The following is an 18326-nucleotide window of genomic DNA, read 5'->3' on the forward strand; positions in this document are numbered from 1 at the left end:
ATTATCCTCGGTAATCGTGGCTTGTAAAAATTCATATATCGCATTCTATTTATTCTTTCTACATTTACTAGGATTTCACAGGAACTACTTTACCTTGTTTACCTACTTTACGTTCTTTAGCATGTTCAGCTGTAGCTGTGAACAGTACGTCAGAAGATGAATTCAGTGCAGTTTCACAAGAATCTTGAATAACTCCGATGATAAAACCAACACCTACAACTTGCATTGCAATATCAGCTGGAACTCCAAATAAACTACATGCTAGTGGGATAAGTAAAAGTGATCCGCCTGCAACCCCTGATGCACCTGCTGCAGAGATAGCTGCAACAACTGTAAGCATAAGTGCAGTCACAAAATCAACTTCAATACCTAGTGTATTTACTGTTGCAAGAGTTAGAACAGCGATTGTAACGGCTGCACCAGCCATATTAATAGTAGCCCCTAATGGGATTGATACTGCATAAGTATCCTCATCTAAGCCAAGTTTTTCACATAATTTCATATTTACTGGAATATTTGCAGCTGAACTACGTGTAAAGAATGCATAAATACCACTTTCTCTTAAAACCATAAAAACAAGTGGATAAGGATTTTTTCGTGTATAGATGAATACGATTAACGGATTCACTACAAGCGCGATAAACAACATACATCCAACTAAAATTACTATTAATCTACCGTATTCAAGTAAAGCAGAAAGACCACTTGTTACTATCGCATCAAAAACAAGTCCCATAATGCCAAGAGGTGCTAAACTAATCACCCATTGTACTACTTTAGTGATGGCATCTGAAAAATTACCTAACATGTCTTTCGTATTTTGATTTGCATTTTTTAATGCAATCCCAAGAACGATAGCCCACATTAATATACCTAGATAGTTAGCATTTATGATTGCATCAATCGGATTGGCAACTAAGTTAAATAATAATGTTTCTAAAACTTCAAGAATACCCTCTGGTGGAGTAACGCCCTCTGCTCCTGTTGTCAGTGTTAGCGTAGTTGGGAATATAAAGCTTGCAACTACAGCGACAGCTCCAGCTAGGAATGTACCAAGAGCATAAAGAACAAGAATCGATTTCATATTCGTCTTCTTACCCTTTTTATGTACGGCAATCGCATGCATCACTATGAATAATACTAATATCGGCGCAACTGCCTTTAAAGCCCCGACAAATAAAGAACCAAAAATGGAAATCCAACTTGCAGCCTTAGGAAGGGTTAAAGCTAATATAAGTCCGACAATAATACCGACAACAATCCTTTTTACGAGGCTTACTTGATTCCATTTAACAACTAAATTTTTCATTTTCCTATCCCCCTTAATTTTCTTAAAACTCCCTTTGTACAAACGAACAGCCACTTCTGCAAGCTAAGATAATGAATACTTATATAAACTTTAAGTAGACTGATAGTTTATTTTAACACAAATTTTCGGAATTGTGAGATGGTTTTTTATGTTAAAATACTTTTTGGAAATTCTTATAAAAATCAGCTATGTGTTAATAGTAATATTGGGATTAAACTTACAGGTCAGGGACATTTAAAGAACAACAAAAAAGCTACAATGACTGAATTATTTTCAGTCATTGTAGCTTTTTGTTCCCTGCATTAGAATCAAACAGGTTCAAAAATTTCGAGCACCAGGTTCTACTAAATATGTAGATATAAAAAGGGAAATTGACCAGGAGTTCAACTCGAGTTCAATATTCCTAACTTATGAAACCATTGATACGACTGCACTTTGATTCCGTGCCCAGAAACTCTAACATTTAAGCTTCTACGCGTGTATCTTGCCTTTTTAGGTTTCGCGTAGCATTATTCCGACACTTGGAACTGCAAGTTCTTCGGAGTATTACATAATCTTGGTTCAAAGAACTTCTAAAATAAGTATATGGCAAATACTCACAAATTAGTTAGTTCGAAAAATTTTATCTTCGGGTATAGATAATACTGCATCTACACGGTCTGTTGTACTATTAAAGCTTTTTTCAATATCCAAATAATAATATCGTTTGATTTCTTTATTTTTCCCGGTACGTGTCAATTAAGTTGTTGCTCTTCTTTAACAATTATAAATAGTACATGTTAGAGTTTTAATGTAAACTCTTTTTAGCACCTTTAAATTTACTCTCCGACAAATCATCAAAAGCCTTAGAACAAGTCATTTTGTGTCCTATATCAATTCGTGTGGCTAGTAGGGGACAGTCAAAAAATACGAAACTTTTTTTATCAGTTCGGAAAAGCCCCCCTACTTTAATTTTTTTCTTTGTTATAAGCGACTAATCCTTTACCAATAATGAAATAAAATATCACAGTTTGAACCAATGAACATAACTTCGCTAATAAAGACATAGGTTCTAATGTTCCTCCGCCGAAAGTTAAACTTCTGCTAAATGAATAGTAAAGAAAATCAAAAGCAAGTTCATACCATTCTTCATTTTCAATATACATAAATGCATCATTATTGTAATGATATATAATGAAATAGATAAAAGAAAACATTAATACTATATAACTAAGCATCCAAATTAGATGAGTCAATTGATTTTCTTCTATTAAATCCTTTCCAAATTTCCAAATCATATTAACTAGCAAAAAAGTCAAAAGTATAAATAAAGAGATTAAAAGATATTGAAAAAAATCGGGATTTTTCAACATGTCTTCACTTGGTTCTATAATTTTATGCACTAAAAAAAAATATCCATCAATAAGGAATATCGTAAATATAATATTCCTAAAATTCTCGTTCAGTTTATATTTTTCATTTAAGACAAGATAAATACATACAATTCCTATTCCAAATAATATAATTTCTTCAATCCCCACGTATTTAAACTACCTCTCCATAGATATTAGTAAAATGTCAATTTTATTTTCAAGTATCATATATGGCATCATGCATTTCTTGAATTACTTCTTTCACAATGTATAAACAAAGTTCAATATATTCCATTGAAACAAATTCTTAATAAAGGATTTGAATTAACAAATTCGATTACATCTATATGTTGCTTATTTTTGCTATCTCTATAAACATATCCATTACTATGTAACAATCTATTTCTGATTAATTTAAATCCTTCTATCTATTTCCTTTTCCATTTCTGTCGTTAAAATCTCGGTATCCAGATTCTCATTTAAATAATTTAAATAATCCGAAAAGTATTGACCTTTCATTTGAGTATTTAGATTCAATTTATCTTTTGCTTCATTCGCTAACTTACTAGAAAAACATAAATGTCCTTAATTCTTGTACCGCCTTTTCATAACAAGCAATTTTTTGTCTACTATCTAAAATAGCGAAACCATATGAATTTGATTGAATATGACTTTCTAAAAAATAATTATACTTTAAAGCATACAAGGGTGTATTGTAATCAATACAGTAGTTCGCTATGGCTTTCTTAACGCTATGTTCTAAACTCATATTGTTGACTGTAATCCTTTGAGTTATTAGTTTTTCAGTATTTTTATTATCCTTATTACTTACTGCATTTCTCCATTCTTTATCTAACCTAAATTCACTGATTAACCCCTTGTTATCTCTCATTACTCCTCTCAAAATTCTATTAAATTCATCACGGAAATCAGTTAAATTCTCTAAATTTCGAGGATAAGAAACATACTGAATTAAATTCACATCAAAAGGTGCTTTAGTTTGGTCATCTTTTAATATCAGAATTCGTTTGTTAAGAGCAAACCTTACACCAAACTCAAACATTACATTGGAGTTCAAACAACTAATATCTACAATGACTAAATCAGATTGCAACAAGTTTTCAACTATAGTAAATTGAATCACATGTGACGTATCTCTTTCACTAACAATTTTTATTTCAAGTTCGTAATCATCACTAAATTCTTTTTGTAAAAACCCCTCTATTATAGTTCTTACACTTTTCCAATGTTGTACATCACATTCATCGTTTGCAGAAATAGGCATTACCAATCCGACATTCAATTTTTCTTTAGTCAAACTAAACCCCTCCTTGTTTATCATTGTACCAATATTTACATTTTAAGTTTTAGAAAACCCAATCTTTTTACTGTGGAGTTTCAATTTTGCATCTTCAGTATTTTTATATTTTCCCGTAAGAAATCAATAATTTCCATTTGTATTTCTATTGAATCTTCGACTAATGTATAACAGGTTCTCTCCGTTCTTTTGTCTGGAAAATCTTCTCCTTCTACAGTAACAATCAGTTCAAAAAATTAGTAAAGACGACAGAAACGTCCAAGATCGTTTAGGTCATTCAGGTATCAATACAACCATGAACATCAATGCTCACGTATCCGAACAAGTAAGAAATGGTGCGGTAAATAAATTAGAAATGTATATGAACATCTAAAATAAATTATTGACCATGGTTTGACAATGGATGAGTGATACTCTATGAAATCAAATGAAACAGCGCAAAAGAATAAACCCTTGAATATCAAGGGTTTTTACACTGTATGAAATCATATGATTTCCTTATATGGAGACGGCGGGATTTGAACCCGCGTCCAGAAACTCTAACACTTAAGCTTCTACGCGTGTATCTGTTAGTATATCAAGAATTGACTTTCTACCCCGAATTATAATGGAAGTTTTTCCATTGTCAACTAAATTGCAATTAATTAGAAAGGTGCAGATTAACCTGTTTTAATAAACAGTACCCCCTAGGATCGCTTCATGATTACTAACATAATGGAAGATTTCTTTAAAAATCCCCTGTAGGATACTTTAGAATTTAACTTTTTCTGTATCGCTGCTTTAATTAATCCTGTAACAATGTCGATAACCATAAATGCTACAAGGATTGTTAATGATATGTGCCAACCACCTATAAAGGAACGCAAAGAATGTTCCAAAAAAGGTTAAGCCGAATAATAATTTTTCTACGATAAACACCTCCTACGCTGTAAAATTTCAGCATAATAAAAAAGCCACACCCGATTGGATGTGACTTTCAACTTATTTGCTATACACTTCTAAATAATATTTTGCTTCTTCCCTTTTTACTTCATGAAATCTCTGCGCTTTTTCTTCTTCCCATTCAATACCTTGTGAACGGACGTAATCAACAAATGTTCCTTCTGTCTTATCATTCTCAGGATTAGCAAAATCATAAATGTATTTCGCGACTACAACATCATCCACTTTATAAACAAGGATGACGATTTGGTTTTCTACATCGATTAATTCATATTCGGAATTAATAATATTCATATGAAACACCCCCTTCCACAATAATCATAATGTGAAGGGAAATGATTGTCTGTAGTACATTTTTGATAAAATAAAAAGCCACACCGTTAGATGTGACTCTCACCTACAATTAACTAAAACTAAAATTATTACTTTTACGTAAAGGACTAAATACTTTTTTAAATATTTCTTCTAAACGTTCTTCATTAAATTCCGTTTTAGATGAAGAGTTATTGCTTCGGTACATCGGCTTTTCTTCATCAATCAGAATACGTCCTATTAATTGGTGATGACCATTTTCTAAGTAACTAATGTAAAATTTATAACCAGCACAATCTACACTAAGTTCACAATCTAGTATTCTTAATCTTATTTGATTAGTACTTTTTGTAAATTCCACAAATTCTTTACCTTCTTTTAAGTCAAAGAAATTTTCGAAATAGGACTCAAGATACTTTTTCATTTCTTCCCCACTGTTGATACTTTGCAAAAATGCTTTTTCTTCTAATATTTTTTCTACTTCTTCTTTCCATTTCATAATATACACCTCCCCTTTATCTACCCATTTCGACAAGGAGGAGGGGTATTCCTTTTATGGATATAAAAAACACTCCCAAAAAATGAGTGAGAGTGTTGTAAAATGCTAATCTCTAATTAATACTGTTTTTCCATCTGGTTGAATAACCAAATTTTTATTACATTCAACTGAAATATTATCATTAACCATGGTCATTTTAAGGATTGTTCCATCGTCATATTCAGTAGTTGTAATGATTTTTCCTTCTGTTTGTTCAACATTAGATCTAATTTGTTTACGATCTTCAACTAATATTTGCATTTCCAATGTTCGACACCTCCTTTATATCTACTAAATTCGACATAAAGGAAACTTTATCCTTCTTTGGATATAATAATCAACAAGTGTAATATTAACTGCTTACAGAACCCTCATATGGTAAGTTAAGATTTTTTCTCTTTTGATTGTATACTTCCCAAACATGATTGTGTAATTTATTATCTCTATCAGCAAATTTCTCATTATCGGTAGGAAGTGAATCGCTTTTACCTAAATGATTCAAATCCTCTAAATAACCATAAGTTATTCTATCTAATTCTTTATCTACTAGTTCGGGTTTAACCTCAATTATCTTGCGGATTCTATTTAATTGCCCAATATCTATGCCCTCGTAACCGTCACCTGGAGTAATATGCTCGGATAAAATTTTATATATTGGTGTGTATAACTCATGGAGAATTAATTTATCATTTTCTTTAATCTCCTGTAGTTTTCTATCTTTTACTCTTCTGTGTTCAAAGTATAATTGAATTAAAAAGTTCATAATACCAGATACTACTGCTGCAATGACAGTTGCAGTTAAAATTGTTTCCCAATTCATTACTTTCACTTCCCCTTAAATAAAATATACCTAATTTTACCACGGTAGTATATTCGATAGATAGCGAATTATAGTAATAATACAAAGAATAGAAAAACATCCTCAATTTAATGAGAGTGCGTTTCTACAAAGATTAATAATAATTATTTTATTTGTTTGTTCAACCTTTCATTTTCTTTCAACAATTTGTCTGTTAATTCTTCATATCTATTTACTCTTTCTTCATATTTATCTATGAAACCTTTATAATCATTCATTATTTTTATATGCCTATCATACTCATTCAAATTATTTTGAATAGATTTTAAATTAAGAATTCCTAATACTACTCCTAAAGAGATAATGGACATAGATTCGCTTAATGTGATGAAATATTCATTATTCACTTTAACTGACATTAAAATTATTGGTAGCACTGTAAAAGAACTTACCCCTAAAAATAAAAGAAAAGCATATAACTTCAAATATATTTTAGTTAATTTTGGTTTTAAACTAATAAATTCTGCAAAAACAAAGAAAAAAGCAGCAAAGGATATGCCTATCATATACTCTGATGAAATATTAATTTGTGTATTTAGATATCCTAAAAATACTAAAGATACTCCAATATACCCCATTAGAGAATTATTCCTTAGATTAACTTCTAGTTCTGTAATATATTTTTCCTTCACTAATAAAACACCCCATCAAATTCATTTTTACCAATATAACCCTATAAGTATAGTACATTGTAATGAATTGTGTACATAAGATTTTTATGTGCGTGAAAAAAGTGATATGGTAGACGTTTTATTTTGTGATGGGTCAGAATTTGAAACTTCTATATGGAAGCAAAGAGGTTGTTTAAAAGAGAATCATGATACGCACAAAGCAGTTCTAAGAAAACTAGGTTGTATCTTTGAAGAGGTTTCTTATGAAGGCAAAGGTAAAAAACGTAAATATATTCTTGAAGGATTACGAGAAGAACCACTTGCAGATGATGATCGGTAGTCCATTTTGTGTGATAAAAATATTTGTATTCTCGATACTATAATATTCTCGTATGAGTTTATTTTGATTGATTAGGACTTTTAATAAATCTGCTAGTTCTTCATCTAGAGGTAATCTGAGAAACTTATGGTTCTTTACAATAGCACCATCTAAATTAAGATAAAGATTCTCAAAATCGATATGACGCTCTTTTAGTTCTCCCAATGTTCTTATTCTAATACCTGTTCTAAATGGCGTTAATCGCAACTCTATCTCTAAAGCCGATAAATGTATTGTTATCTTTTAATGACAATAGTCATCAATGTCATTTGCTTTAACACCCTTTTTTACTTGCTTATCAATTTTAATTTGAATATAACTCCAAAATTTTTCTTTAAGCCAACCGTTGTTATGGAATTTACCTAAAACTGCTTTAATAGATTTTAGTCGTATTAGTTTTGTTTGATTAGATACATTTAAGTATTCCAAATAGTTATATATTGAATCTGCATTAATATCCTCTACATATTCCAGTTTGTTAAACACTACAAACTGATTAAAGATGTAATTATAACTATCAATAGTCCTTTCTCTATTTCCTGCAATCCTCATTTGTTGATAAATGGTTGTGAGTGCTTTAGGAATAGTTATCGTATCCTTTTTAGTTGTTACAGGTTTCTTTGATACTTCTAATTCATCTACCTGTACTGCAAATATTCCTCTTTTTCTTCCCATAAAAAAAACCTCCCAATCGAATGATTAGAAGGTTGATTACTAGGGATAAAAGTGGGGATATTTTAATCAAGTTCATATCCCGTCTAATATCCCTTACGTTGTTAAACCGTTGATACCACTACGTTCGTAGCCATTTTTAATATGGAGACGGCGGGAGTCGAACCTGCCGTCTCATTAAACGCTATAATATCAGTGTTTTCAAGTATTTATAGCAACTATTAAAAATATTTGACCATGGTTTTGACTATGTTATAAAAACTTACGGAGACAAGTTTTTTTATTCCCTATCTTTTAAATCAAAGATACTTATTTGCTCATGCTCTTCTTTTTTATTGTTATCAACTTTTACATTATTTTTAGTGGGTTGTTGTCCAAATGCTAATTCTTTAAATTTATCAATCGAAGACAAAGCATCTTCTAATACGCCTGCTCTATATAATGAAACATAAAGTGCAACAGACCTTGCCTGACAATTAATGGATTTCTGAGGATTGAATTCAATATCTGTAAAAGCATCATACTGCACAACCTCTTTACTCAAATCCTTATTATGTGATAAGGCATTAGTATATAGCCAATCATAAAAAAATGTCTTTGGTTCAAGTTCCCACCTTCTACTAAAATACTGAAAATGGATCAATTTTCCACTATTTTTGATTCTTGGATCTTTTTTTGCTTCTTTTGAGGTTTTTTCATAAAGATCTACAAAAGGGCCATCATGTTCAAAAACCTTACTTGCTTGAAATGCGGTTTCAACGCTAAATTCTTTATCGTTTTTGGTTTTTATCATCAGGTTAAATGCACTTAAGGATATGCCTAACTCCTTATCAGATTTACTTGAAACCTCTAAAACCTTCTGAGAAGGATATAATTCTTTAAAACTTAGATGAAGTGATTCTATTGATTTCTGCTTTTGTTTCACAGAAAATCCAGGGAACCACTCAAACTTTATATCTTTTACCTCAACGTAGCCTTTTAATTCTGGTTTACATATAAATACAGGTCTTTCTGCCATAATTCCTCCTTATTTACCTCCAATGTTCATAGTCATCTCTATAACTAAATAAACTCCCTTTAACTTGTGATTTAATATGAGAAGGTATTAGTGAAGCATATTTTTTCTTTTGATATAAACTCTCAAACGCTACTCCCCATATATACTCTGGTTCAATTACATCAAAAACCAATGCTTCAGCTTGTGGATGGGTAGGTAAGTTGGGTTTTATCCCCAAATCTGTTCTCGTTGGTTTTCCTGGGTACTCATTATAAAGACGATTAAATGCTTCAACACCTTTTCGTTTTTTTAATAAAGTAGATGTAACGTTATTACTGGCCGCATTTTCTATACAGAATGCACAATCCTTTTCCCATAAAACCTCCTTTTTTATCCCTAACACTACCCAATCAACTCCTGGATTTTCATTCCTATACTTAAAAAACATTCTGTAATTTGGAAACTGAATAGACAAACAATTAGCATCCTCACAGTTATCCATTCTGTAGTCATCATTATGGGAAAAACTCATTCCCCCTTGACGTAGTGTATCCACTGGTACAAGGCCATTATTAAATATACTAACAACATTTTCAATACGTGTAAAATGCACTAAATATTTTATACCCCTCTGTTCTACGGCATTTTGCATATAACATTCCCTCTCCCTATACAGTAAATTGTAACTAATACTATGATACTATAAAGAGTTTTCTCTTTAAACAATATTTCTGAAATAGGGAAACATTCATACTTTTATGATTAGCTTGGGACTTGGAAGACATTAGTGACAAAGAACATCTATTTTTAACACTTCATAAATTAGTTATTGTGCAAAATTTTTATTTGTAAAAAATAATTTACTAAATAATGAATAGAAACTATATAAATGGGCAATGCTAATAATTTCCTGTCATAAACATACGTCGTTCAACAAATAACTACCTCCGTAATCAAAAAAATGGAGGTAATTTTCATCATGAAAAAAAATAATAAAGAACTTATGCATCAAATGTGGGATGGCCAAAAAAATAAGCAATTATTAAATCTGGAGTTTAGTGATATAAACACAAAGGACAATAAAACTTTGGCATATTGGATTTGTGATTTTGAGGGAAGATTATGTAGTTTTAGAAAAACTCCTAATCAAGTATACAAAGCTATCCGTAAAGGCTCTCCCGTATGTAACGTGTGTCATGAACTTCCATTTAAAAAAAGTGTTATGTATAAGGCCCCTTCCATGGTTTACAAATACTGGGATAATAGAAAGAATGCTGAAAAAAATATGTATCCTGAATATACTCTTATGTACTCAAATAAAGAAGTATATCTTCATTGTGAAGAACATAATTGGGAAGGAACTCAAAGATGTGCAGACTTAGTCAATCATATACCATGTCCTCTTTGTAATGGGCAATCTGCAACACCCGATCACAATTTACAGGTTTTGTTTCCAGAAGTCGCTAAGACTTTACATTCTGATTACAATCCTAATTTAATTTTACCTTATAGTTCTAAGGAATTATTATGGTGGTGTGATGAGTGTAATGAATACTATATAAAATCGGTAAGTTGTAGAACAGAACAAAACCAAGGATGCCCAAATCACACTATTAACTCAAGTACTGAACAGCTACTTCGTATGGTTCTTAACAAACTTATTGGTGGATTTAAAAAATCTAATTTAAAGACAATTCGATGGGAATCTAATGGTAATCCTGTTGAGATTGATCTTTATAATAATATTTTATGTATAGGGATTGAGTTTGATGGCAAACAGCATGACGTAAGGCAACACTCTGATCAGAAAAAAAATGATATGTTGGCTAATTGTGATGAAGTTTTACATTTGATTCGAATCCGAGAAGCGGGACTACCTAATTTAATTTACTTTGAAAATCAATATGAGGTAGTTTGTTGCAAACATGAGTATACCTACAAGTTTTTAGTTAAACCAATTCAAGAAACTTTGGCTATACTAAAGGAAATCTATAATTTAAATATTACTTCATATTGCGATGAGGAAATATATATACTGATTGCCAAATTTCTTTCAAAAGTTTCTCGTTCTGATTATCCATCTAACAAAACAAATTCCTTGGAAGCAACTGCACCTGGTCTTTTGAGATATATTCCTGATATTCAAAAGTACTTTTCTTATGGTTCGAACAATCTATTAGAAATTTCTTGTCCTAATCCCGATTGCAACCATCCTTATTCAAGAAGGGTTAAAACTTTTGTAAAATCAAAAGGCTTATGCCCTAAATGCCTATTTTTTGTAAGTGATATTCTTAATCCTGATAGTCCCTTGGTAAGATGGCATCCTCAAAATAATATGTTATAAAACGCTGCCTTGGTTAATGTTTAACATTAACCAAGGCTCTGAGTCTTTTAGAAATTATGCTCTAAAGCACTTTATTCTTTATTCCTCAATTTTCTCTTCCTGTCGATCAAGCATAATCAGATCAACCATAGTTTTCAATTCGACATTGTATGCACTTGCCAAAGCATATACAACAATAACCGTTGGATTTTTCCTTTCTCCATTTTCAAGTCTGTTTAAATAACTTGCCGTGATACCAGTTTCCTTTTCTAAATCAGACAGAGTCCATCTTTTTTTAAATCTTAATTTCAGTAAAAATGTACCGAAAATGGTCTTTTGATTGGATATTGTACTCATTTCCCTTCTCCTTCTAAACTGTTTTTTGTAAAACCCCTGATATATACAATCATCTATATATAATAGAAATTCATCCTATAAATATTCAGTTCCAAAGGAATTTTTACCGAATAAACGGCATAAATAAACATTTCTTGTATATGATTTGATAACTACAAAAACATTACAAATAGAAAGGAGTTTTGAGATGAATAAAGACGAATTTATTACACTATCACCTGCGAAAAGAGTGGAGGAAGTTAATCATTTATTAAAGAGACATACACTAAAGGAAATCGCAACTATGGTAAACTTTGCGTATTCTACCTTTACGACTGAAATGAGAAATAACGGAGAATATCAATTTAATAAGAAGAATAAGCAGTATGTACGAGTTATAGCCTCCGAAACTAATGAAAAAGTGGAAAGTGATTCTATTACTTTTATTTACGATAATAGACAAGCACTACAAAGATTAGTTGATCTGTTTCAATCAAACCGCTTAGTTTTACTTGATGAAAGAGTGTATGCAAAAAACGCAACTTATGAGAATAAAAGCATCAAGATGAATAAAGACATTTATAAATACTTTAGTCAATTTTGCGAAAATTACTATCCACATCTAAAAATGCAGGATTTGATTGCACAGTCATTATTGGACTTTATGGAACGATACAAGCGATAATCGAAAAAAGAGCCAAGTAGGCTCTTTTCTAATTATTTTCACTTTTCCCTACGACATTCATCAATATATCTCTGCTTTTTTCTTTACTTATAAGTGTTTTTTCTAAATCATCACATATTCTTTGTAAAGAATTCAATCGTTGAACAATTCTTTTTTGCTCTTTTTTTGGAGGGAGTGCAATCAGCACACCTTTTAGTTTTGTTCCATTAAAGTTCGCCTGCCCATTTTGCTGGGTTATTTGTGGTTCAATTTGAGTTATCCTACATACAGGTGAATTCAAGTAATAATTGATATACTCTGGAATAAGGTATTCTGTGAACAAGCTGATTCTTATCAAATAGGATGCGAAGGTGTAAGCATCATCCTCTTCCAAGTAACAACCGCTTTTTCCCACCAATTCATAACTATTTGTACGATTAAATGCAATGTCCCCATATTTCAAATAAAGTCTTGGTAAATCTTTTATAGACGTTTCAACATATTTTAAATTTTCGTATATGACTCTCCCCTCCTGTATGTTGTTCATACGTAGTACAGGGACACCAACATTAATTTCTGTAGCCTTTTGAGAGGTTCCATATTCAATTACCTTGCTTAAATTTCCAAGTCTTACCCATTCCCATCCTTGAGGGAGTTCATATGGAATTTCACCTTCTGTAATTGAAGACAATGGCTTTTCTTTCTTGCTTATCTTTTCTGCTATCATTATTTCTTTTTCTTTTTTTACCTTCCCAACCAACACTGAAGCAGATTCATCATTCACATCTTGCTCTACCAACTTCCCTTGTACAGCAAGGGATAAGATTGCGTTGCGAAGTTGATCTATGCTTTCTTCATCGTTGCAAAGTTGTTCCATATTTTCTATGACAAATCTCAGGTCACGCATTTGTTCAGGGTTGCTGTGATCTTGTAGCCTTGTAAAGATGCTATTGTTCAACATAGCTGATGTCGTTTGTTTTTTAACGAATTTAGAGGATAATTCGTTACATTGCTTAAATAATTCCCTTACCTTGTTATAAATCCTTCTTTGTTCGGATATTGGAGGTAATGGCAATATTAGATTAGACAGGGATGTCGCATTTACATTTGGTTGCCCTGTTCCTTGCGACTTACTTTCAAGTTGGCTCCAATACAAATCTGATTCAAGAAATAATTTTATATATTTAGGAAAGCCCCCTTGGTAAATTTTCACCCTTATTAAATATGATGCAAACACTGCTTTCTGTTCAATATTTTCAACTACAAACGACTTACCAATTGTACCTCCTGTTCTGGCAATCAAGATGTCATTATTTGAAAGTATCGAACCACTTAACTTCTTTTCATCTATTTGGCAGTAAGGGACATTTCCCCAGATAACCTTGCTATCTTGAATATCGGTAATTCTTACAAATTTAACTCCTGTATTTTCTGTAGTAGCAGATGCTGTATGCCCATATTGGATATTTTCTGAAACTTCCCCTAACTTAACCCATTTCCAACCTGTTGGAAGCTCATAAGGAAATTCATCTTCAAATATAGGTTGAAGCAGTTTAGCCTTTTGTATCTTCTTTTCTTTAATTAACTTGTGTTTCTCTTCATCAAACCTTTTCAATAATTCCGATGCAGGTTCATCATTAGGGTCTTGCTCAACCAATTTCCCTTGCATTGCCAGTCGAAGGATGTACTTTTTTATTTTTGCCACGTCTTCTGATGTATTTACAGCTTCGTGAAAGTGTTCTAATAGTGCCGTCATGCGTTTGAACCTTCTTTCAACATGGCTGATAATTCATCAACTAATTGTCGCTTTGCTTCCTTTACTTGTTCAACTGATTCAAAGTATTTTTGTAAAGCAATTTCTGGATCAAGCAGTTCTTCCTTTTCTGAGTGAGGATTTTTGATATCGAGATTATAATTTCGCTCCTTGATTTCCTCTATAGTGACTTTCCATGCATTTTCATTTTCTTCCCGTTTGTCCCACCATGCTTTTTCTCGATCAAATTCTTCCATACGGATAGGTCTTGTTTTAGAATACGACTTTTGTCCTTCTGGATATGGGTGTTCATAGTACCAAATTTCTTTCGTAGGCACTCCTTTTTTGAAGAAAAGAAGATTAGTGCGAATGCCTGTATATGGTGAGAAAACACCGTTAGGAAGCCTTACAATCGTGTGTAAATTACATTCTTCCAGCAGTTTTTCTTTTATTCTTGTCTTTACGCCTTCACCGAACAAAAAGCCGTCAGGGAGGACTACAGCTCCTCTACCACTGTCTTTTAAAAGCGTCAAGATAAGTAACATGAATAGATCAGCAGTTTCTTTTGTACGAAATGCGTTAGGAAAGTTCGCTTGAATCCCATCTTCTTCAATGCCACCAAAAGGGGGGTTGGTTACGATTACGTCAACCTTATCCTTGGAGCTATAATCACGAATTGGTCGAGACAACGAATTGTCATGTCGGATGTTCGGTACATCAACATCATGTAGTATTAAGTTTGTAACGGATAAAATATGTGGTAATTGTTTCTTTTCTATACCAAATATAGATTCTTGACCAAGTTTCCGTTCCTCTGCTGTATTAGCTTGTTTCATTAAATGCTCAATCGAACTCTTTAAAAATCCACCTGTTCCACAAGCGGGATCAATAACCTTTTCTCCTAACTGTGGATTTACCATATCAATCATGAATTGTGTTACCGCTCTCGGTGTGTAGAACTCACCTGCATTCCCCGCTGATTGAAGGTTTTTTAAAAATGACTCATAGAAATCATTAAATAAATGGCGGTCTTTGGAGCTATTAAAGTCAATCTCATTGATTTTGTTGATGATTTGACGCATAAGTGTCCCACTTTTCATATAATTGAATGAATCTCGGAACACTTCTTTTACAATATAGCCTCTTGTACCAGGCTCCACATCAGACAAATCCTTTAATTTAGGAAACAACTCATTGTTGATGAAATCTAACAGATCGTCCCCTGTCATTCCTTCTTCATCGGCCGCCCAAATTTCCCAACGTAATTTTTCTGGAATAGGAGACTCATAATCATCTTCTATTAACTCTAATTCAGTTTCTTTATCAGCAAATATTTTCAAGAAAATCATCCATACAAGTTGGGCAATACGCTGTGCATCACCGTCTACACCAACATCTTGACGCATAATGTCTTGGATTGATTTAATTGTGTTTGAAATTGACATATATTTCTTTTCCTCCATTATGAACTACATTCTATGCTGTGATATAAATTTGCTGTTCTAATTCTTGTATAGCTTGTAGGTATTGTTTTTTTCCACCAAATGATTTGATAATCTCTATTAACGAACCATGTTGATCAAAGGGTCGTAGTTTTAACACTTCCATACTTTTAAAATGCTCTATTCCTTCATCAGTGTACTTGTCAAGTAATGCCTCCAATACGGCTCTTGCCTTTTCACCGTACTTAGCAAAATAATCTCGCTTTTTTATATTGTTTGCTCGTTCTTTACGTGTTAGCGGTTTTTGATCGAAAGCAACATGGCATATAAGATCAAATGGATCATATTCACTTCCTACTTCTTCTTGAAGCTCGTCTAATAATACACCTTGTTCTAACAGTTCTTCAATAATGGCATCCTTTTTATCAACGTCATTCCAGGATTGAATAAAATCATCAAGTGTACGAAATTCCTTGTGAACGGTCTTTTTTGTATAATCTGTCAGGGATTCTGTTATAAGTTCACCATTTTCCCCATAATACAGAACTCTCTCGTTAATTACCTGTACTGTTACATTCTGAACGTAATAGATACGTGGTTTATTTTCACCCTCACCATATATGTCCTCGTCAAAACCATCCTCACCATTATTTCCTCCAAATGGCGGTGGAATATCAATAGGTTCTTCGATATCTTCATCTTCATCTTCATCTATATCAGGTGGAACAGGATCATCTCCATCTTTTGGAGTATATATCTGAACAGGCTCCCCGTCGAAGTCTTTATCTGCAAACAAGTTCGTGACATTACGAAAATCCATAATTGTAAACGAATATTTTCCATACTCTTCATTTACCCTTGTACCACGACCGATAATCTGTTTGAATTCTGTCATTGAATTGATGTTACTATCAAGCACTATCAATTTACACGTTTGTGCATCAACACCTGTTGTCATAAGTTTCGAAGTAACAGCAATAACGGGATATTTACTAATTGGATCAATGAAATTATCCAATTCTGCTTTCCCTTCGTCATTATCTCCTGTAATTTGCATGATGTATTTATGATTTTCTTTCACTAAATCCCAATTTTCATTTACAAGTGCTTCACGCATACTTTCTGCATGTTTAATGTTTACACAAAAGATAATGGTCTTTTGAAAGCGATCTGTTTTCTTCATATATTCAGTCATCTTTTTTGCTACTTCTAAATGCCGTTGTTCAAGTACCAAATTACGGTCAAAGTCTTTTGCATTATAAATTCGGTCTTCAATTTTATTACCGTATTTATCAAGCTGTCCCTTCGATGGTCTCCATCCATCTACATCCCTATCTATTGTGTAACGAATAACACGGTAAGGGGCAAGGAAACCATCGTCAATGCCCTGTTTCAAGCTATAAGTGTAAATAGGTTCTCCAAAATAATCAATATTGGAAACTTCCTTTGTTTCCCTTGGTGTTGCAGTAAGACCTATTTGAGTAGCTGAACTGAAATATTCAAGAATATCACGCCATGCACTATCTTCCTTTGCACTACCCCGATGGGCTTCATCAATTACAATGAGATCGAAAAAGTCAGGTGAGAATTCCTTATATATATTCTTTAAATCATCCGTACCAGTAACTGCTTGATACAAAGAAAGGAAAATTTCATAAGATTTATCAACCTTTCGATTCTTTATCTTCGTCATTTTATCACCAAAGTGCTTGAAATCATTCGCCATTGTTTGGTCTACCAATATGTTTCGGTCAGCAAGAAAGAGTATTCTCTTCTTCATTCGAGACTTCCATAGCCTCCAAATTATCTGAAATGCTATCATTGTCTTACCTGTTCCCGTAGCGGAAACGAGGAGTACCCGATCTTGTCCTTTTGCAATTGCTTCAACCGTTCGATTGATGGATATTCTTTGATAATATCTCGGAGTTTTACCGCTTAAATCCGTAAAGTAGTCCTGTGTGATAACCTTTTCTGCTTTATCATCGATCCCTTTCCACTGTTTGTACATACTCCATAACCTTTGTGGAGTAGGAAATTGCTCCAAGGTAAGCACTTGCTCCATCGGTTGACTGATTCCTGTCCTATCGTGAAACAAAAAGCCTTTACCGTTGCTACTAAACACAAAAGGGATATCCAGTGCTTCAGCATATTCCAAACCCTGTTGCATTCCGCTGCCGACGGAATGCTCTCCGTCTTTTGCCTCAACTATGGCTAAGGGTAGGTTTGGTTTATGAAAAAGAATGTAATCGGCACGTTTACTTTTCCTTCTGACGTGCTTTTTACCCTTTACTACAATACGCCCTGCTGTAAAAGTTACTTCTTCTCGTATCTGCTTATGTAAATCCCACCCTGCATTTATCAGAGTGGGGGTAATAAATTTTGTACATATATCACGTTCTGAAAGTTTTTTCGCCAAACCTAACCCTCCAAACTATTATTCTTCTTAATCATTATTGTAACAAATATTTAGGAATGAATGCGTTAAATAGTAGGAAACTGGGGGTTTATTTTGACTATTG

Annotated in this window: 20 protein-coding genes; 3 read left to right on the forward strand and 17 right to left on the reverse strand. The window is 32.7% G+C overall.

Annotation, left to right across the window (positions count from 1 at the left end; all coding sequences use genetic code 11):
* Positions 1 to 67 precede the first annotated feature (67 nt).
* The 10 genes from sstT to P2Q73_RS01265 all read right to left on the reverse strand — a co-directional run bounded on the left by sstT (position 68) and on the right by P2Q73_RS01265 (position 7262).
* Complete coding sequence (gene sstT, locus P2Q73_RS01220; RefSeq protein ID WP_275783027.1) at positions 68 to 1309, reverse strand: serine/threonine transporter SstT; 1242 nt, start codon at positions 1307 to 1309, stop codon at positions 68 to 70.
* Positions 1310 to 1912: 603 nt separating this feature from the next.
* The gene (locus P2Q73_RS01225) at positions 1913 to 2047 is read right to left on the reverse strand and encodes a hypothetical protein (RefSeq protein ID WP_275783030.1); all 135 of its coding nucleotides are present in this window, start codon (positions 2045 to 2047) and stop codon (positions 1913 to 1915) included.
* A 209-nt stretch (positions 2048 to 2256) separates the two neighbouring features.
* Entirely contained in the window at positions 2257 to 2829 is a 573-nt protein-coding gene (locus P2Q73_RS01230) for a hypothetical protein (protein ID WP_275783032.1), read from the reverse strand.
* Between the two features lie 397 nt (positions 2830 to 3226).
* On the reverse strand, positions 3227 to 3979 hold the full coding sequence (locus P2Q73_RS01235) for a hypothetical protein (protein ID WP_275783035.1): 753 nt from the start codon (positions 3977 to 3979) through the stop codon (positions 3227 to 3229).
* Positions 3980 to 4665: 686 nt separating this feature from the next.
* Complete coding sequence (locus P2Q73_RS01240; RefSeq protein ID WP_345798819.1) at positions 4666 to 4857, reverse strand: phage holin family protein; 192 nt, start codon at positions 4855 to 4857, stop codon at positions 4666 to 4668.
* A 103-nt stretch (positions 4858 to 4960) separates the two neighbouring features.
* Positions 4961 to 5215 (reverse strand): hypothetical protein, encoded by a 255-nt coding sequence (locus P2Q73_RS01245; protein ID WP_275783040.1) that lies wholly within the window; start codon positions 5213 to 5215, stop codon positions 4961 to 4963.
* Between the two features lie 109 nt (positions 5216 to 5324).
* Positions 5325 to 5732 carry a hypothetical protein gene (locus P2Q73_RS01250; RefSeq protein WP_275783043.1) on the reverse strand — a complete coding sequence of 136 codons (408 nt, stop codon included), beginning with the start codon at positions 5730 to 5732 and terminating at the stop codon, positions 5325 to 5327.
* Between the two features lie 105 nt (positions 5733 to 5837).
* On the reverse strand, positions 5838 to 6038 hold the full coding sequence (locus P2Q73_RS01255; RefSeq protein WP_275783046.1) for a hypothetical protein: 201 nt from the start codon (positions 6036 to 6038) through the stop codon (positions 5838 to 5840).
* 85 nt (positions 6039 to 6123) lie between these two features.
* On the reverse strand, positions 6124 to 6591 hold the full coding sequence (locus tag P2Q73_RS01260; RefSeq protein WP_275783048.1) for a hypothetical protein: 468 nt from the start codon (positions 6589 to 6591) through the stop codon (positions 6124 to 6126).
* A 143-nt stretch (positions 6592 to 6734) separates the two neighbouring features.
* A complete protein-coding gene (locus P2Q73_RS01265; protein WP_275783050.1) occupies positions 6735 to 7262 on the reverse strand; it encodes a hypothetical protein in 528 nt (175 codons plus the stop codon).
* An 88-nt stretch (positions 7263 to 7350) separates the two neighbouring features.
* Between P2Q73_RS01265 and P2Q73_RS01270 the strand changes: the two genes are divergently transcribed.
* Complete coding sequence (locus P2Q73_RS01270) at positions 7351 to 7581, forward strand: hypothetical protein (RefSeq protein ID WP_275783053.1); 231 nt, start codon at positions 7351 to 7353, stop codon at positions 7579 to 7581.
* 282 nt (positions 7582 to 7863) lie between these two features.
* On the opposite strand, the gene P2Q73_RS01280 is transcribed toward P2Q73_RS01270, so the two are convergent.
* From P2Q73_RS01280 to P2Q73_RS01290, 3 genes are all read right to left on the reverse strand, one after another.
* Positions 7864 to 8295: a phage integrase N-terminal SAM-like domain-containing protein gene (locus P2Q73_RS01280; RefSeq protein ID WP_275783059.1), complete on the reverse strand. Its 432-nt coding sequence runs from the start codon at positions 8293 to 8295 to the stop codon at positions 7864 to 7866.
* Between the two features lie 277 nt (positions 8296 to 8572).
* The gene (locus P2Q73_RS01285) at positions 8573 to 9310 is read right to left on the reverse strand and encodes a DarT1-associated NADAR antitoxin family protein (RefSeq protein ID WP_275783062.1); all 738 of its coding nucleotides are present in this window, start codon (positions 9308 to 9310) and stop codon (positions 8573 to 8575) included.
* A gap of 13 nt (positions 9311 to 9323) precedes the next feature.
* Positions 9324 to 9941, reverse strand: a complete 618-nt coding sequence (locus P2Q73_RS01290; RefSeq protein WP_275783065.1) for a DarT ssDNA thymidine ADP-ribosyltransferase family protein — start codon at positions 9939 to 9941, stop codon at positions 9324 to 9326.
* A gap of 327 nt (positions 9942 to 10268) precedes the next feature.
* Between P2Q73_RS01290 and P2Q73_RS01295 the strand changes: the two genes are divergently transcribed.
* Positions 10269 to 11633 (forward strand): zinc-ribbon domain-containing protein, encoded by a 1365-nt coding sequence (locus tag P2Q73_RS01295; protein WP_275783068.1) that lies wholly within the window; start codon positions 10269 to 10271, stop codon positions 11631 to 11633.
* A 78-nt stretch (positions 11634 to 11711) separates the two neighbouring features.
* On the opposite strand, the gene P2Q73_RS01300 is transcribed toward P2Q73_RS01295, so the two are convergent.
* Entirely contained in the window at positions 11712 to 11969 is a 258-nt protein-coding gene (locus P2Q73_RS01300; protein ID WP_275783070.1) for a helix-turn-helix domain-containing protein, read from the reverse strand.
* Positions 11970 to 12156: 187 nt separating this feature from the next.
* Here P2Q73_RS01300 and P2Q73_RS01305 point away from each other — a divergent pair, with 187 nt between their 5' ends.
* On the forward strand, positions 12157 to 12633 hold the full coding sequence (locus P2Q73_RS01305) for a hypothetical protein (protein WP_275783072.1): 477 nt from the start codon (positions 12157 to 12159) through the stop codon (positions 12631 to 12633).
* 28 nt (positions 12634 to 12661) lie between these two features.
* On the opposite strand, the gene P2Q73_RS01310 is transcribed toward P2Q73_RS01305, so the two are convergent.
* The 3 genes from P2Q73_RS01310 to hsdR are packed head-to-tail and all read right to left on the reverse strand — an operon-like array spanning position 12662 to position 18223.
* The gene (locus P2Q73_RS01310; protein WP_275783074.1) at positions 12662 to 14317 is read right to left on the reverse strand and encodes a restriction endonuclease subunit S; all 1656 of its coding nucleotides are present in this window, start codon (positions 14315 to 14317) and stop codon (positions 12662 to 12664) included.
* 47 nt (positions 14318 to 14364) lie between these two features.
* A complete protein-coding gene (locus P2Q73_RS01315) occupies positions 14365 to 15810 on the reverse strand; it encodes a type I restriction-modification system subunit M (RefSeq protein ID WP_275783075.1) in 1446 nt (481 codons plus the stop codon).
* A gap of 31 nt (positions 15811 to 15841) precedes the next feature.
* Positions 15842 to 18223 carry an EcoAI/FtnUII family type I restriction enzme subunit R gene (gene hsdR / locus P2Q73_RS01320; RefSeq protein ID WP_275783078.1) on the reverse strand — a complete coding sequence of 794 codons (2382 nt, stop codon included), beginning with the start codon at positions 18221 to 18223 and terminating at the stop codon, positions 15842 to 15844.
* Positions 18224 to 18326: the final 103 nt, after the last annotated feature.

Source organism: Bacillus sp. Cr_A10 (assembly GCF_029222665.1).
Classification (GTDB): Bacteria; Bacillota; Bacilli; order Bacillales_A; family Planococcaceae; genus Psychrobacillus.

Excerpts from the sequence above, each read along its gene's own strand:
- P2Q73_RS01305 (WP_275783072.1), top strand. The coding sequence starts at position 12,157 with ATGAATAAAGACGAATTTATTACACTATCACCTGCGAAAAGAGTGGAG.
- P2Q73_RS01295 (WP_275783068.1), top strand. The coding sequence starts at position 10,269 with ATGAAAAAAAATAATAAAGAACTTATGCATCAAATGTGGGATGGCCAA.
- P2Q73_RS01285 (WP_275783062.1), bottom strand. The coding sequence starts at position 9,310 with ATGGCAGAAAGACCTGTATTTATATGTAAACCAGAATTAAAAGGCTAC.
- P2Q73_RS01250 (WP_275783043.1), bottom strand. The coding sequence starts at position 5,732 with ATGAAATGGAAAGAAGAAGTAGAAAAAATATTAGAAGAAAAAGCATTT.
- P2Q73_RS01280 (WP_275783059.1), bottom strand. The coding sequence starts at position 8,295 with ATGGGAAGAAAAAGAGGAATATTTGCAGTACAGGTAGATGAATTAGAA.
- P2Q73_RS01260 (WP_275783048.1), bottom strand. The coding sequence starts at position 6,591 with ATGAATTGGGAAACAATTTTAACTGCAACTGTCATTGCAGCAGTAGTA.
- P2Q73_RS01300 (WP_275783070.1), bottom strand. The coding sequence starts at position 11,969 with ATGAGTACAATATCCAATCAAAAGACCATTTTCGGTACATTTTTACTG.
- P2Q73_RS01290 (WP_275783065.1), bottom strand. The coding sequence starts at position 9,941 with ATGCAAAATGCCGTAGAACAGAGGGGTATAAAATATTTAGTGCATTTT.
- P2Q73_RS01315 (WP_275783075.1), bottom strand. The coding sequence starts at position 15,810 with ATGTCAATTTCAAACACAATTAAATCAATCCAAGACATTATGCGTCAA.
- P2Q73_RS01245 (WP_275783040.1), bottom strand. The coding sequence starts at position 5,215 with ATGAATATTATTAATTCCGAATATGAATTAATCGATGTAGAAAACCAA.
- sstT (WP_275783027.1), bottom strand. The coding sequence starts at position 1,309 with ATGAAAAATTTAGTTGTTAAATGGAATCAAGTAAGCCTCGTAAAAAGG.